The sequence below is a fragment of the Synergistetes bacterium HGW-Synergistetes-1 genome (assembly GCA_002839185.1).
Lineage (GTDB): Bacteria > Synergistota > Synergistia > Synergistales > Synergistaceae > Caenicola.
The window spans coordinates 120339-135831 of the sequence record PGXO01000003.1 but is presented as its reverse complement, the minus strand read 5'-3'; the positions used below and the strand labels follow the sequence as shown (position 1 = coordinate 135831).

Below are 15493 nucleotides of genomic sequence, written 5' to 3'. Positions count from 1 at the left end.
AGATTATGGTTTGTACTGAGAAAGTAAGAAATCTTAGAAACATACACTGAAAAGCAAAGGGGATCGTTAAAATGAAAGTTAAAGGTATTCATTCAGCACTTATAATCATGTTTGCCATTGTAACAGCAAGTTTTTCCTGCTTGGTTGCCCCAGCGGCATCAGATGCCGCAGTAGCGGCCCGCACGATAAAACTTGCTCACGTTCTTCCTCCTGACAGCAACTTTGATATAGGTGCCCAAAAGTTTAAGGAACTTGTCGATAAGGCCAGTAAAGGAAAAATTAAAGTTGAAATATATGCTGGTGACATGACGACAGACGAAGTAGAAGCTGCTGAGATGGTCCGTTCCGGCAACCTGGATATGGCCTGGACATCAACGGGAAGCCTTTCTGCTTTTGTTAAAGACGTCATGCTTCTTGACATGCCTTTTCTTTTCCGCGATACAAATCATGTAAATAAAGTTCTCATGGGACCAATAGGTGAAAAGTTGCTTAAACAGTTCGATTCTTCGCATATCAAAGCGCTTGCATTTGCTGAAGACGGATGGCGTGAAATTACAAACAACAAGCGCCCGATCAAAACTCTTGCAGATATGAAGGGACTTAAACTGCGCATTATGATGAACGACATGAACGCTGATATGTACAAGGCACTCGGAGCTGTTCCTACTCCTATTCCTTCAGGTGAAATCTACAGCAGTATCCAGACAGGTCTTGTAAGCGGCCAGGATAACGGTGTCTATGTTGCCAACAGCGTAGGATACCTTGCGATCCAGCCTTATGTCTGCATGATCCAGCATTTTTATTCTTCAGGAGTTGTGCTTGCAAGCGAGAAGCTATGGAACGGACTTAACGAAGAGGAACGCAAGATCGTAAAGAATGCAGCGGTGGCAGCCGGTAAGTATCAGAGAGAGTGGTTCTGGAATACCGAGATGGAACTGACCAAGAAACTTGAAAAAGAAAAGAAGATTACTGCTACATATCCTAAAGACCGTAATGAATGGGTGAAAGCTGTTCAGCCTGTATATGCCAACTACTTCAAAAAATATCCTCATTGGAAACCTATTGTAGATCAGATCAACAAGACAAAATAGTTACAAACAAGCTTGTTCCTTGTTTGCGGGCGGTCCTGCGTCGCTAGGACCGTCCACGACTATACAGATTATAGGATCTTTGATCGAAAGGCTGTGTTTCAACATGGAACTTATCTTAAAGAAGCTGCATTACATTGAAGATAAACTTGACAGGCTTGCCTCTGTGATAGCTATTCTGACATTTGCGGTTATGTCAGTTCTTGTGTGTATGCAGGTCATATCAAGGTTTTTTTTCTCACATTCTTTTCAATGGGCAGAAGAAATGGGCAGATATCTATTCATATGGAGCACTATGCTCGCTTCTGCCTGTGCTGTCCATTCTCATTTGAACATTGGTGTAGACATACTTGTAAACAACATAAAGGGCAAAGCCCAGTTTATAGTTAAATTGATGGCCCAGATTTTTATGATACTGGCAGTGTATATCCTTACAGTTTACGGAGCTGAGCAAACCATGGATGTTTATAGTGCCGGACAGACTGCAACGTCTTTTCCCGTGTCAGCAGCAGTGCTTTATCTTTCTGTGCCTGTAAGCGGTGCTATGATGCTTTTCTATAGTACTGTCCAGTTGTTGGAACTTATATTACACGGTAAATTCACGGAAAATCGAATTCGTGATTTTTTTGGGAGGGCTGCGTAAATGAGCTGGATTTTATTTGCCACATTTTTCCCTCTTCTGTTTTTAAGTGTCCCAATATCTTTTGTTTTGATCCTCTCAACAATAGCGTATATTCTCGCAATGGGCGGTGATGTTTCCTGGCTGCTGGTTCCGTCTCGAGTTGTACGCGGAATGGATTCATTTCTTTTAATGTGCCTGCCTTTTTTTGTTCTTGCAGGCAACCTAATGAACAATGGTGGCATTACAGAGAGGCTGATCAAGCTTGCACAGGCTTTTGTAGGTCACATAAGGGGCGGACTGGCGATGGTCGATGTAATGGTTTGTGCCTTTTTCGGTGCAGTCTCCGGTTCGGCAGTAGCAGCAACTTCAGCTGTTGGATCTGTAATGATCCCCTCACTAAAAAAGGAAGGTTACCCGGCAGACTTCAGCGCAGGATTGACAGCTGTTGCATCAACAATGGCGCCGGTAATTCCTCCGAGCCTTGCGTTTGTTCTTTATGGAGCTGTTAGCCGTGTTCCCATTGGGGATCTTTTTGTGGCGGGTATTTTGCCTGGAATATTGATGGCTATTGCATTGATGTCAGTTGTTTATGTATACGCAAAGCGTGATAATTATCCTCGCCTCCCGCGGACTTCATGGAAAGGAAGGCTTAAAGCAATCAAAGAATCGATACTTTGCTTGATACTGCCTGTTTTCATTCTCGGAGGGATAACCTCAGGGATTTTCACGCCGACTGAAGCTGCTGCAATGGCCGCTCTGTATGCTTTTGTCCTCTCAATGTTCATATATAAGACGATAGCATGGAGACAGTTGCCGAAGATCCTTTTGGAAAGTGCTATAGACAGCGGATCAGTTATGCTGCTGGTAGGTACCTGTTATGCCTTCGGATGGGTCCTTACAAACGAAAGGGTTGCTTTAAGACTCACTGAAGCACTTCTAGCGATGAATGTCTCCCTATGGCTAAAGCTCTTGATGATAAATTTAGCTCTTCTTGTCGTAGGCATGTTCATGGACAGCGCTCCTGCAATTATGCTTGTAGGCCCGATATTGGCTCCTGCTCTTGCTAAAATGGGCGTAGATCCGATAGTGGCCGGAATGATAGTCTGTATCAACCTTACTATCGGACTTGCGACCCCGCCTGTTGGCGTCTGTCTTTTCTCAGCTACCAACATATCTAAGGTGCCTTTTGAAAAGGTATCAAAGGCTGCGTTGCCGTTTTTGGGAACTATGATTTTAGTGCTGATGTTGGTTACGTATGTTCCGTGGGTCTCTTTGGTTTTGGTCAACCTGATTCGATAATTAGCCTGCAGGCATTGTAAGTTATATAAAATGCAGATAGCGAATGTTAATATAAAACTCCCAAACCTGTTTCAACTATCAGGAGAGGGAGTTTTTTTATTTTTTATGACAAATTAAAAATTAATGGGGTGTTTCAATATGTTGGTTTTAAACGCTGAAGATATAAGAAAAGTATTCACAATGGAGGATGCAATAAATTCAAATGAAGATGCTTTTGTTATTCAAAGCAACGGTGGTACGGAAGTTCCGGTACGTATAAATTTCGAAGTTAAAAAAAATGGCATCACATCTTTCATGCCTGCTCTTATCAAAGATTTCCCCGTTGCCGGTATAAAAATCGTATCAACATACCCCGATAACGCGAAGAAAGGTATGCCCGCGGTAACAGCAACAACACTGCTGACAGACCCTGAAACAGGAGTGGTCAACGCAATGCTTGACGGTACTGAACTTACTCGTATGCGAACGGGAGCAGTGTCAGGACTGGCAACAAAATTCCTTGCAAATAAAGACGCGAAAACTGCCGCGCTCTTCGGGACCGGAGGACAGGCAATGTCACAGCTTGAAGCTTTATTGACAGTAAGGAAATTATCAGAGGTACGCATTTACGACTCCAACCATGAATGGACAGCGTCATTTATCGACAGAGCATCTGCTCTTGCTGAGAAGTTCAATGCTAAGCTGGTTGGTGCGGTTTCTTCAGATGAGGCGGTCGATTGCGCCGACATAATCACTACTGTTACTACAAGTGCTGATCCTGTATTTGACGGACGAAAAATCAAAAGGGGGACTCATATTAATGCTGTTGGAGTCTTTATGCCGCATAAGCGTGAGCTTGATGAATATACGGTGACGCACGCCGACAAAATTTTTATAGACAATACAGAAGCCATAATGTCTGAGGCAGGAGAGTTTCTTATACCTATATCGGAGGGTAAGTTTAAGAAGGAATCTATAACCGGTGAACTTGGAGATCTGATCCTTGGCAAAGTTATAGGGCGCACGGACAGTAAACAGATCACGCTTATGAAGACGGTTGGTTTTGCAACTCTCGACATAGTTATTGCTTACAATGTTTATAAAAAAGCTGTCAAAGCAGGTGTAGGAAGGGTATTTTGATATACAACGATTATGAAAGACAGAGAGGATATATCAATGCGTAATACTCAATCGATATTTGCAGTAGATGCACATACTACAGGTACTCCGATAAGAGTCATCACTTCGGGTATCCCGCCTCTGAAAGGTGATTCCATCGAAGATAAAATGAAATATATGAAGACTCATTATGACTGGATAAGAACATGTCTGATGCAGCAGCCCAGGGGCTTTCTTTCTTTGGTTGGAGCAGTACTGACGGAGCCTTGCTCTCCGGATGCTGATTACGGACTGTTTTATATTGATGCACTCACATATCAGCCAATGTGCGGTGCCGGTACTTTTTCCGTTGCAAAAGCACTTGTGGAAACAGGCATGGTACGAAGGACAGAACCTGAAACAATAATTAAACTTGAAACACCCAGCGGTATAGTTACAGTATTTGTTGAAATAAAAAACGGAGACGTTCAACGCATTTCGTTTGAAAACGTTCCTGCCTTTTTATATCGCAAAGACCTGAAAATTGAAGTTCCTAAAGTTGGAAATATCAGTGTTGATATAGGATTTGGAGGAAATTTCTTTACTATCGTAGACATCGATACGTTAGATATGGAGATTTCCAGAGACAATATGGATGAATTGCGTAAGTTAAGCAAAATAATCCTTGTTTCCGCTAATGAAGTGATCAAAGTACAGCACCCTGTTAATAAGTCAATAAATTACATGGATCAATTGCTTTTTGCGAAGAATACTCCAGATGAAAATGGAGATTATTTGTGTCAGTGTATTTTTGGAGATGCCCAGGCAGATATTTCTCCCTGTGGTACAGGTACATCAACCCGTATCGCACAGCGGTATTTTAGGGGTAAGATAGGTCTTAATGAAACGTTTTGTCAGAAAAGTATTTATGGAGGAAAATTCACAGCTTCAGTTCTGCGCGAGATCGATTTAAACGGGATAAATGCGGTTATCCCGAGGATTTCGTGCAGGGATGTCCATATCACAGGATTCAACCACCTGATCGTTGAAGAAGATGACAAGCTAAAAAATGGATTTATCAGCTGGTAGAAGGAGAGATCATGATGGAAAAACTTCCCTCAAGCATATTTAATGACGTTATCGGGCCGGTAATGAGAGGTCCGTCCAGTTCTCATGTCGCAGGGGCTTCGCGAATCGCTGATATTGTGCGGCAGTCTCTTAACAACAATGTAAAAGAAGTTGTTGTTGATTTTGATGTAAACGGATCGCTTGCCGAGTCTCACGACGGTCACGGAACAGACATGGGATTTGTGAGCGGTATTCTCGGCATGCCTGTTACTGATCCTAATGTTTCAAATTATGCAGAGTTTGCGCATAATGCAGGAATAAACATAGAATTTAGGATTCTTGATTACGGTGCGGTCCACCCCAACAACTACAGGATATCCGCAAGAAGTGAGGATGGATATTCACATGACTGGGAAGCTGTATCTGTTGGCGGTGGCATGATCGAGATGCAGAAATATGATGGATTTCAATTAAACATAGCGGGAGATTTTTACGAAATATTGATCACGGCAGACTGCTCTGAAAAAAGTTCCGATGATATTTTGGAGATGATCAGATCTTATCTCCCCGGCTTTGATTTTGTGCTGACCGACAAAAAAGAGCAGCATGCCCTCTTTGAATTGAAGTTTGCAGAAAAACCCTCTTTGGATGCGTTGGATCCACTTAAAAAAGATGATTTCATAATTGACATCGTTTATATTGAACCGATACTTCCTACTCACTCCAGTGCAGGATGTAAGGTTCCGTTTCTGACCTCTGAGGAATTGATCGAACTTGCAAAGACCGATCCCGGGGAACTGTGGGAATTTGCTGTCCGGTATGAAAGCTGCAGAGGAAATACCAGTGAAGAAGATGTATTTCAAAAGATGTCAGATCTGGTCTCGATCATGGAGAACGCTATTGAAGCGGGGCTTAGCGGTACTGAATATAAAGACAGAATACTGGGATATCAGTCGTATAAAATTGACGAAGGAACAAGGAAGAAGAAACTGGTTCCGTGTGACCTGCTTAATACAGTAATTAAGTACATAACTGCGATAATGGAAGTCAAAAGTTCGATGGGCGTTATAGTTGCTGCTCCTACAGCAGGATCATGCGGGTGCCTTCCCGGGACTCTGATTGGCGTTGGCAGATCTATCGGAGCCTCAAAAGATGAAATAACCAAAGGAATGCTGGCGGCAGGGTTGATCGGGATATTTATAGCTGAGTCAGCAACTTTTGCTGCAGAAGTTGCCGGTTGTCAGGTCGAGTGCGGTGCAGGCTCATCAATGGCTGCTGCAGGAGTTGCCCAAATGCTGGGAGGAACAGTGGAAGAATGTATAAATGCAGCTTCTATTGCGCTGCAGAATGTAACAGGTCTTGCATGTGATCCTGTAGCCAATCGGGTTGAAGTTCCCTGTCTCGGCAAGAATATCATGGGAGGTTCCAATGCCATATCCAGTGCAAACATGGCATTGGCGGGGTACGATAAGGTCATTCCATTGGATCAGACGATAAAAGCGATGTACGATATAGGCCTGAAACTGCCGCTGGAACTTCGCTGCACATTCGGGGGGCTCGGCAAAACAGAAGCCTCTCTGGAGATCAGAAAAAAACTGGAAGAACAGAATCGCTCATAATACAAAAATTACGGATGATATATTAAAAAGTTGGGTCGGCTTTATTTGCCTTCCCAACTTTATTTTTTTACTGGATAATTTCATGTGTCAGAAAACAGGTTCTGGTAAAAATATGGCGGAGAGGGTGGGATTTGAACCCACGTGACAGTTCAGCACCGCCAAGACGATTTCGAGTCGCCCGCCTTCGACCACTCGGCCACCCCTCCGTTGAATATAAAAAAACAGCTTGTCTGGATCGATACAAAATGGCGGAGAGGAAGGGATTTGAACCCTTGGAACGGGGATAAGCCGTTCACTCACTTTCCAGGCGAGCGCCTTCGACCACTCAGCCACCTCTCCGCATGTGTCGCATCAACTACCTATAACAAACTGACGGAGCGCATTATAGCTTATTCCATAGTGAATGTCAAAATGGATCAAACCACTTAAGTTCGCCTTTTTTGGAAAAAAATCCGGAGCAATTCTGCACACTCATCTTTCAATATTCCTGACCTCACAACGCACCTGTGGTACATTCTCGGATCTCTGAGAATATTATAAAGCGAACCTACCGCACCGGCCTTAGGGTCACTTGCGCCGTAAACGAGAGTCCCGAGCCTCGACTGTACCATCGCGCCGGCACACATAACGCATGGCTCCAGAGTCACGTAGAGAACGCAGTCGTCAAATCTCCAGTTATCAAGAACTTTTGAAGCGTGCTGCATTGCAACGATCTCCGCATGCCCAAGAGGAGAGTCTTCAAGCGACCTGTTGTTCGATCCCCGTCCTATGATCTCACCGCTTCTGACCATTACAGCGCCGACAGGGATCTCGCCCTTTTGAAAGGCTTTCTCTGCTTCTTTTAAGGCTTCTTTCATGTAAAGAGTGTCGTCCATCGGTGACAGCTCCATTCTTAATGTGCTATACTTCCTCTGTTCCGGGTCTTGTGCCTGTAGCTCAGCTGGATAGAGTGTCAGCCTCCGGAGCTGAAGGTCTCGGGTTCGAATCCCGACAGGCACGCCATTTGAATAATGTTATGCTATCATATATCGATGAAAAGCGAGTGTTTTTTGCAGGGTGTCCAGTCCTATGCGGCGAAAGCCCGTGAACCCCGTCAGGTCCGGAAGGAAGCAGCGGTAAGCGGAGTCTTTTGGGTGCCATGGGGTCACTGGACTCCCTGCAGAAAGCACTCTTTTCGTAAATACGATCCTTAAATAAGCCGGAGGATAATAATATGGATGCCCAACCTTCAGGATATCTGCCGATGAAGGAAAGACCGGAGCCCGGAGACAAACTTATCTTTATCCCTGTCTACATCGCGCCTGTTGAGATCCTTGAAAGAAGCCTGATGCACGGTCCCAGGTATATCTATCAGGTGGTCATCGTCGACGGGTATAACGGGAAGACGACGCTTGTAGATAGGAAGGCAGTAACGCCCGAGATGGACTATATGCCGGAAGCCGAAGAAATAGAGCGTCTGGATATCAAAATATCTCCGATGCTTGCAAAGGAGATCGCTGAGTATGGAGCGGTGCCTGATGATTTCAAGAGCTGGAAAAAAATCATCAGAAACAGATATGTCTCAGTATCAGAAGGATCGATAAACGTTGCGTGGCGCGTCTATGCAGTCAGGGGAAAAGAGATACTGGATACCTTCTCAGGGCAACGGATACAGTCTGCAGGCCTCGCAGGAATGCTTTTCAGCTGAAACACTGAATTTTGTGACTTTCTTTTCTTGAGCTTGCAAAAATAAATATCTCCATGTTATACTGGGGAGCGGTACATAACACACAGGTGCGGATCGCAAGAATGTTGCCCGAGAGGGTTTTTTTGCGGGATGAAGTGCCTGGAGGAAAAAACAGGAGGGATACACATGGGAGTAGTAAGTATGAAACAGCTGCTTGAGTGCGGTGTTCATTTCGGACATCAGACCAGGCGCTGGAACCCGAAGATGAAGCCATATATCTTCACGGAACGCAACGGCATCTACATCATCGATCTTCAGAAGACAGTCAAAGGACTTGAGAAAGCCTATGACTTCGTCCGCGAAGTATCAAAGTCAGGCGGCACGCTTCTTTTTGTCGGAACAAAGCGCCAGGCGCAGGATCCGATCAGGGAAGAGGCACTCAAGGCCGGACAGTATTACATCAACCAGCGCTGGCTGGGCGGTCTTCTTACCAACTTTGCGACGATCCGCCGCAGGGTGACCCGCATGGTCGAACTTCAGGGAATGGAAACTGACGGATCGATCAACAAGTATCCCAAAAAAGAAATCATCCAGCTTCGGAAGGAAAAAGACAAGCTTGAGAAGTATCTTTCCGGCATCAAGGATATGAAGGACATCCCCGATGCACTCTTCATCATCGACCCGCGCCGTGAAACGATCGCAGTCCTCGAGGCCCATAAGCTTGGTATCCCAGTAATCTCGATCGTCGACACGAACTGCGACCCCGATGTGATCGATTATCCGATCCCCGGAAATGACGACGCTATCCGCGCAATAGAGCTGGTAGTCGGACTCATGGCCAACGCCTTCATCGAAGGACGTCAGGGACAGGATTCGAGGGTCGAAAGCGCAAGCGAAGCAACAGAGGTAGAGGAAGTAAAAGAAGCCACTGTTGTCCCTGAAGAGCTTGATGCAGTAGTAGAGGAGATCGACAAGGAAGCAGTAAAGGCAATAGAGGAGCAGAAAGGCTGGAAGGAGACTAACTAACGATGGCTGATATCACAGCAGGACTTGTGTCCGAACTTCGCGCCCGTACCTCAGTAGGTATGATGGACTGCAAAAAAGCGCTCGTAGAGTGCTGCGGCGACATAGACAAGGCAGTTGACTTCCTTCGCGAGAAGGGACTTGCCAAAGCGGCAAAGAAGGCAGAACGCAACGCAGCTCAGGGTATGATCTTCAGTTATATCCACAGCAACGCAAAACTTGGCGTTCTTGTAGAACTCAACTGCGAGACAGACTTTGTTGCCCGTACAGAAGAGTTCCAGCAACTCGGCCACGAGATCGCAATGCAGATCGCTGCGGCGAACCCCGGTTTTATCGTGCCGGAAGATGTGCCCGAGTGCGTAGTGAACCACGAGATCGAAGTCATCAAGGCACAGGCTCTCGAAGAGGGCAAGCCTGAAAAGATGCTTGACAAGATCGCAGAAGGCCGTATTAATAAGTTCTACGAAGAGAACTGCCTGATGGAGCAGAAGTACATCCGTGATCCCGATAAAAAGATCAAGGATCTCGTTGTCGAGAACATAGCTAAAATCGGAGAAAACATTAAAGTAGGTCGCTTCTCCCGTTTTATCATCGAAGGATAAAATAATTCATAAAAAGAGCGAGGGAGAATCCCTCGCTCTTTTTTATAACCTTTTACAGGAAACGGACGTTAATAACTGCACAAGTCGCGGGCTTATGCGGGATAATTATTTGAGCAGCATCATTATTTACCCGGCTTTATTACATTAGATCAATATATTTAAAAAAATATAAACAAGGAGTGTGCCCTGATGGATCGAAAATATAATCGTGTTTTGTTAAAACTCTCGGGAGAGATACTTGCAGGTGATGCGCATTTTGGACTGGACTACGAAGCTATCAGAGGGATATGCGAAGAGATAGTAGAGGTTGCAAGAGAAGGTGTTGCTATCTCTATGGTAGTCGGTGGCGGAAACATCATTCGCGGTGCGCAGACAGTGAGTGTTGAGAGGGCGCAGGCCGATTATATGGGAATGTTGGGTACCGTCATAAACGCACTTGCCCTGCAGGATGCTCTTGAGCGTCTCGGTCAGCCGACAAGGGTACAGTCTGCCATTGAAATGAAGCAGGTCGCTGAAACTGTGATCCGCAGGAGGGCGATACGCCATCTGGAAAAGGGAAGGATCGTCATCTTTGCCGCAGGAACAGGTTCCCCTTATTTCTCTACAGACACAACAGCAGCTTTAAGGGCTTCTGAGATAGGGGCCGAATGTCTAATAAAGGCGACCAAGGTAGACGGTATTTACGACAAAGATCCGGAGAAGTATCCCGATGCTAAGCGTCTTAAAAAGCTTACCTACATGGATGCGCTGAGGATGCAGCTCAAGGTCATGGACGCTGCGGCCTTCTCGCTTTGCCAGGAAAATAAGATACCGATAATCGTTTTCGACGTTCATAAAAAAGGCAACCTAAGAAAGCTTCTTATCGAAGGACAGGACATAGGATCGACAGTAAGTGATTAGCTCAAGAAGTATATAAAAGAAGCCCTGATTATTTGCCTGAAATCTTAAAAACAATTGCAGTGCCCAATAAAATCGCCCATTTTGTGTGAAATTTGGTATATACTATTGTTCAGGTCGGATGACTTGGAGTGGAGTAGGCTGATGATCCGCTGAGGTTTTCAAGACTGATCGAATGCCTGCAGGAACGGTATATTAATCTTATAAGGAGTGATCTGCGTGCCTCAAAATTTGATGAAAGACTTAATGACCCGCAGTGAAAAGACGCTGGAGTTCCTTAAGGGGACGCTTCAGGGCATAAGGACGGGAAGGGCTCATCCTGCCCTTGTAGAAGACATAAGGGTCGACTACTTCGGAACCGCCACACCTATTAAGAATATGGGCACAGTAAGTGTTCCGGAAGCGCGTCAGATCATGATTAACCCCTGGGACAAGACTGCTATGAAAGCAATTGAAAAAGCCATTCAGGCTTCCCCACTTGGGATAAATCCACAAAACGACGGAGAAACAATACGTCTCAACCTGCCCGAACTTACTCAGGCCCGCCGTGTTGAACTGTCCAAGATAGTCAACAAGTCGGCTGAAGAAGCAAGGATAGCTATCCGCAACGTTCGCAGGGATGCCATAGACTCTCTTAAGAAGATGGAGAAAGATAGTATCATCACTGAGGATGACCTGAAGAAGTATCAGAAGGAAGCCCAGGATCATACAGACGCATTTATCAAGAAGGTAGACGCGATGCTGGCTGATAAAGAAAAGGAAATAATGGAAAAATAGCTTCATAAAAATAAGACATATTCAGGGAGGCATTGCTTAGGCAGTGCCTCCCTGTGTTATATTATTCAAATGATGACAGAGATAGAGTTCCTCAGGAAAGTCACAGAGATCGGTGGAACAGCTTATGTCGCGGGAGGCTGGGTTCGGGACAGGCTAATGGGGCGCTGCCCCCACGACAAGGATTACGTGGTTTGCGGGATTAACGAAAACAACTTTACCTCAGGCTTTCCTGATGCTCAGAAAACAGGAAACTCCTTTCCGGTCTTTATTTTATACATTGACGGCCGCCCCTGCGATGTTGCCATGGCACGGACCGAGAAGAAAAAAGGTATTGGCTATAAGGGATTTGTGGTCGAATACGGACCTGACGTAAAGATAGAAGAAGATCTTTTCAGGCGGGATACTACGATAAACAGCATAGCATGGTCGCCTGAAGAGGATAAGCTGATAGACCCATTTGGCGGACAGACTGACATCGAAGGAAAGAAAATAAGGGCGACCTCTGATCACTTCTGTGAGGATCCCGTAAGGGCTCTTCGTGCTGCCAGGCAGGCAGCCGAATTCGATTTCACTATTGAAATGCGGACCCTTGAGATGATGGAATGCTGCGGCCCAGAACTTCTGTACGAGCCGAAAGAAAGGATCTTTGGCGAATTGAAGAGGGCGATGATGTCTGACAGACCCTCCATATTCTTCTCGATGCTGGCGGAGGCGGGTGTCATTGCTGCTGTTATCCTTCCCCTTGGTGAGATTTGGAAAAGGCAGTCTGAAGATGGCGGGGAAGATTTCAGCTATGCGATGAGTCTGTTGGATAAGACTGCGAAGCTATGCCAACGGCCAGATGTCAGGTTTGCCTCGCTTGTAAGATCGATTGGACTCTCACTTGAAGGTCGTGAAGATCTGTTGGATGAGATCGATCGAACGCTGAGGCTGCCGGGTGTATGGCGAAGGTGCGCTGAGTTCGCATCCCTGCATCTGCCTGAACCCGCAACAGGGAAAGCCCCCGCTGTCGCCGTGGATACTCTTACTAAACTTCAAAATCACCCCATAGGAATTGACGGATGCATAGCCATAACAAAAGCGGAGGGTACTATAGACTCTTATCCCTTCCTTGAGAACAGCGAGATGTATCTTGATGTAATGAAAAAAGCCCGTGCGGAACTCCCGGCAGGAATAGAAGGAAGGGCCAGAGGAGAGTGGATCCGCGCACGGCAAATAGAGGCAGTTTCAAAGTTAATATTGTGAAACTGCGACAAATACGGTCGCGTGAAACTGTAGTGAAGCAATGGTGAAACGATTGAAAAACCTAATGGACTTAGCTCCTGATAGTCTTCCCGGTATGCAGTTGTCAGGAGAGCACTGTTTTCCGATTAGGAAAACTTGTAAAATTTACCTTAGTGCTCGAACTATTTCGAATGCGTTTTGAGATGCCGGGATCAAGTGATTTGGGTCTTAGTAATAATAAAAGCAACAATAACTTGAAGCCAGAGACACTGGGCTCCCGTTTGGAGGCTTCCGGGAGAGACGATGAAAAGATAACGCCAAAGTTTGAATTGAAAACTTTTCAAGTAATTTTAGGTAATAATATTTGATAATAAAGAAGGGAGCAGAATACTCCCGCTCCCTGAAAACATTATCTTCACCGTAATCAAGCTGTTTTGACAGTGGTTTTTTGCCCTTACGATCGCTTCGCAACTGCTTCCCGCGACATTTTTAAGGTCGCAGCTTCGCGCGGCATCTTCATGCCGCACTTCGCCAAAGCACTAAACATACGTCGAAGCGAGGGTCCGCAAATGTTGCTAAGCTAGCGCTCCGAGAAGCCCCAATTGCGCCTACAAAGCTTGTAGGAATTCCTTTAGGCGCTGCATCCCCTCGCGTATATTTTCCATTGAGCACGCATAGGAGAATCTCACAAACCCGGGGGCGAAGAACGCAGCGCCGGGAACTGCGGCAACAAATTTTTCCTCCAGGAGTTTTTCGCAGAACTTAATATCGTCGGGGATCGGGCTCTCCCTTACATCGATGAAGATGTAGAAGGCGCCCTCCGGGTCCCTGACCTTTACATAGGGCATGCTCCTGACGAGCTCAAGGATGACCTTGCGGCGTTCCTCGAAAGCTTCGCGCATCTTTTCAACATCCGGGTCGGCGTCTTTTACTGCTCCCCAGGCTGCCCACTGGGCTATCGAGGATGCATTTGAGGTAAGGTGTGTCTGCAGCGTGTTCATCTTGGCAATGAGAGGTTTCGGTGCAAGTGCGTAGCCGATACGCCAGCCGGTCATCGCATAGGCCTTGCTTGCGCCGTTTATGATGATGACCTTGTCTCTGAGATCCGGGGCTACGTTGAGGATATTGACATGTTTTGCCGGTGCGTAGACCAATCTCTCGTATATCTCGTCGAAGATGATCCAGAGGTCCTTCTCCCTTGCCACATCGGCGATCATTTTCAGTGTCTCTTCGTTATAGATGGCCCCTGAAGGGTTTGATGGCGAGTTTATTATCATACCCACCGTCTTATCGCTCAGGACGGCCTCAATGGCTTCCTTTGTGGGTATAAGGTCTGTCTTGAGGGTATCGACTATGACATCTTTGCCTCCGGCGAGATGTACCTGTTCAACATAGCTGACCCATGCCGGTGAGAAAAGGAGCACCTCATCGCCGGGGTCAACAAGCATCTGGAGCGCCTCGTAGAGGAGCGGTTTTGCTCCGGGAGCTACGAGCACTTCGTCAGGAGTGTATTCGAGGCCAAAACGTCTCTTGTAGTAGTTGCAGATCTCCTTGCGGAGTTCAATTATTCCGGAGTTAAGTGTGTAGTGCGATTCACCGCGGTTGATAGCGTCTATTGCGGCTTTTGATGCGCATTCAGGAGAATTGAAATCAGGTTCTCCTAGGCTGAATGATATTATGGGTTTGCCTTCCGCTTTCATTGTTTTTGCCTTGGCTGAGATACTTAAAGTAGCTGAAGGTTTGATCTCAAGTATTCTCTTTGACATTTTCATGACATTTTCCCCTCTTTCATTTTTCTGCTCTTTTGAGATTATACCTTAGGCTTTTTTTGCGTCAATCGAGCACTTTTTCGAATAGGTAATTATACATATTATATAGGTTTGAGAGTAGCCTGATATGATGATACAATTGATACAGCAGCAATTAATATATCCACATCAGTACGAATGGAGGAGTTGCTATGGAGGTACGTTTTCTTACGCGCAATGTGGAACTGCCGGCAGAGGTCAGAGAATATATGGAGAAGAAGGTCGGTAAGATCGAAAAATTCTTTGACAAGATCATTGACACGCAGGTTGCGTTGAACTTCAAGCGCGGGATGAATGTAGTTGAGATAACCTCCAACGTTAATGGGGTAGTAATGAGGGGCGAAGACTACGCGCCTGACCTCAGGAAGGCTTTTGACAAGGCACTGAAGAATATTGAGCGCCAGGTCAAGAGGCATAAGGGATATCTTACAGACAAGGCAAGGATGAAAGTACAGGATTTCTCATTTGACATAGATCCCGAACTTTTGCCCGCATATCCTGATAAGGAAGAGATGTCGCGCGAGATAGTCAAGACGAAGAAGTTTAACGTTGATGTCATGACTCCTATTGAGGCGACGATGCAGATGGACCTCCTCGGACACAGTTTCTTTATTTTCAAGAACGACCAGTCCGGAGGTATAAATGTAGTCTACCGCAGGGAGGAAGGCGGATACGGCCTGTTGGAGCCCAAGTGATCTCCGGCTGACTGCAGAGCGGACCCTG

Annotated in this window: 15 protein-coding genes, 3 tRNA genes and 1 other RNA gene; 15 read left to right on the top strand and 4 right to left on the bottom strand. The window is 45.9% G+C overall.

Going from position 1 to position 15493, the window contains the following annotated elements; translation table 11 throughout:
* Positions 1-71: 71 nt before the first annotated feature.
* The 6 genes from CVV54_03455 to CVV54_03430 all read left to right on the top strand — a co-directional run bounded on the left by CVV54_03455 (position 72) and on the right by CVV54_03430 (position 6773).
* Complete coding sequence (locus tag CVV54_03455; GenBank protein ID PKL05022.1) at positions 72-1091, top strand: hypothetical protein; 1020 nt, start codon at positions 72-74, stop codon at positions 1089-1091.
* Positions 1092-1194: 103 nt separating this feature from the next.
* Complete coding sequence (locus tag CVV54_03450) at positions 1195-1731, top strand: hypothetical protein (protein ID PKL05021.1); 537 nt, start codon at positions 1195-1197, stop codon at positions 1729-1731.
* Positions 1732-3009 (top strand): C4-dicarboxylate ABC transporter permease, encoded by a 1278-nt coding sequence (locus tag CVV54_03445; GenBank protein ID PKL05020.1) that lies wholly within the window; start codon positions 1732-1734, stop codon positions 3007-3009.
* Positions 3010-3147: 138 nt separating this feature from the next.
* Positions 3148-4128, top strand: coding sequence for an ornithine cyclodeaminase family protein (locus CVV54_03440; protein PKL05019.1), 981 nt, complete (start codon positions 3148-3150; stop codon positions 4126-4128).
* Positions 4129-4164: 36 nt separating this feature from the next.
* The gene (locus tag CVV54_03435; protein PKL05018.1) at positions 4165-5175 is read left to right on the top strand and encodes a proline racemase; all 1011 of its coding nucleotides are present in this window, start codon (positions 4165-4167) and stop codon (positions 5173-5175) included.
* A gap of 14 nt (positions 5176-5189) precedes the next feature.
* Positions 5190-6773: a serine dehydratase gene (locus CVV54_03430; GenBank protein PKL05017.1), complete on the top strand. Its 1584-nt coding sequence runs from the start codon at positions 5190-5192 to the stop codon at positions 6771-6773.
* Between the two features lie 113 nt (positions 6774-6886).
* Here CVV54_03430 and CVV54_03425 read toward each other — a convergent pair.
* From CVV54_03425 to CVV54_03415, 3 genes are all read right to left on the bottom strand, one after another.
* Positions 6887-6979: transfer RNA gene (locus tag CVV54_03425), tRNA-Ser, on the bottom strand.
* A gap of 40 nt (positions 6980-7019) precedes the next feature.
* A tRNA-Ser gene (locus CVV54_03420) sits at positions 7020-7112 on the bottom strand.
* An 86-nt stretch (positions 7113-7198) separates the two neighbouring features.
* Entirely contained in the window at positions 7199-7663 is a 465-nt protein-coding gene (locus CVV54_03415) for a tRNA adenosine(34) deaminase TadA (protein PKL05016.1), read from the bottom strand.
* Between the two features lie 35 nt (positions 7664-7698).
* Between CVV54_03415 and CVV54_03410 the strand changes: the two genes are divergently transcribed.
* The 8 genes from CVV54_03410 (at position 7699) to CVV54_03375 (ending at position 12983) form a co-directional block, all read left to right on the top strand.
* Positions 7699-7775: transfer RNA gene (locus CVV54_03410), tRNA-Arg, on the top strand.
* Between the two features lie 55 nt (positions 7776-7830).
* Positions 7831-7930: signal recognition particle sRNA small type (gene ffs, locus CVV54_03405), an RNA gene on the top strand.
* 56 nt (positions 7931-7986) lie between these two features.
* Positions 7987-8460 (top strand): hypothetical protein, encoded by a 474-nt coding sequence (locus CVV54_03400; protein ID PKL05015.1) that lies wholly within the window; start codon positions 7987-7989, stop codon positions 8458-8460.
* 165 nt (positions 8461-8625) lie between these two features.
* The gene (gene rpsB, locus CVV54_03395) at positions 8626-9465 is read left to right on the top strand and encodes a 30S ribosomal protein S2 (GenBank protein ID PKL05055.1); all 840 of its coding nucleotides are present in this window, start codon (positions 8626-8628) and stop codon (positions 9463-9465) included.
* A 2-nt stretch (positions 9466-9467) separates the two neighbouring features.
* The gene (gene tsf, locus CVV54_03390; GenBank protein PKL05014.1) at positions 9468-10064 is read left to right on the top strand and encodes a translation elongation factor Ts; all 597 of its coding nucleotides are present in this window, start codon (positions 9468-9470) and stop codon (positions 10062-10064) included.
* Between the two features lie 189 nt (positions 10065-10253).
* Complete coding sequence (locus CVV54_03385) at positions 10254-10964, top strand: UMP kinase (protein ID PKL05013.1); 711 nt, start codon at positions 10254-10256, stop codon at positions 10962-10964.
* Between the two features lie 216 nt (positions 10965-11180).
* The gene (locus CVV54_03380; GenBank protein ID PKL05012.1) at positions 11181-11738 is read left to right on the top strand and encodes a ribosome recycling factor; all 558 of its coding nucleotides are present in this window, start codon (positions 11181-11183) and stop codon (positions 11736-11738) included.
* Positions 11739-11807: 69 nt separating this feature from the next.
* Positions 11808-12983 (top strand): tRNA adenylyltransferase, encoded by a 1176-nt coding sequence (locus CVV54_03375; protein PKL05011.1) that lies wholly within the window; start codon positions 11808-11810, stop codon positions 12981-12983.
* A 587-nt stretch (positions 12984-13570) separates the two neighbouring features.
* On the opposite strand, the gene CVV54_03370 is transcribed toward CVV54_03375, so the two are convergent.
* Positions 13571-14734, bottom strand: coding sequence for a pyridoxal phosphate-dependent aminotransferase (locus CVV54_03370; protein ID PKL05010.1), 1164 nt, complete (start codon positions 14732-14734; stop codon positions 13571-13573).
* Between the two features lie 188 nt (positions 14735-14922).
* Between CVV54_03370 and raiA the strand changes: the two genes are divergently transcribed.
* Entirely contained in the window at positions 14923-15465 is a 543-nt protein-coding gene (gene raiA / locus CVV54_03365; protein PKL05009.1) for a ribosomal subunit interface protein, read from the top strand.
* The last annotated feature ends 28 nt before the right edge of the window (positions 15466-15493 follow it).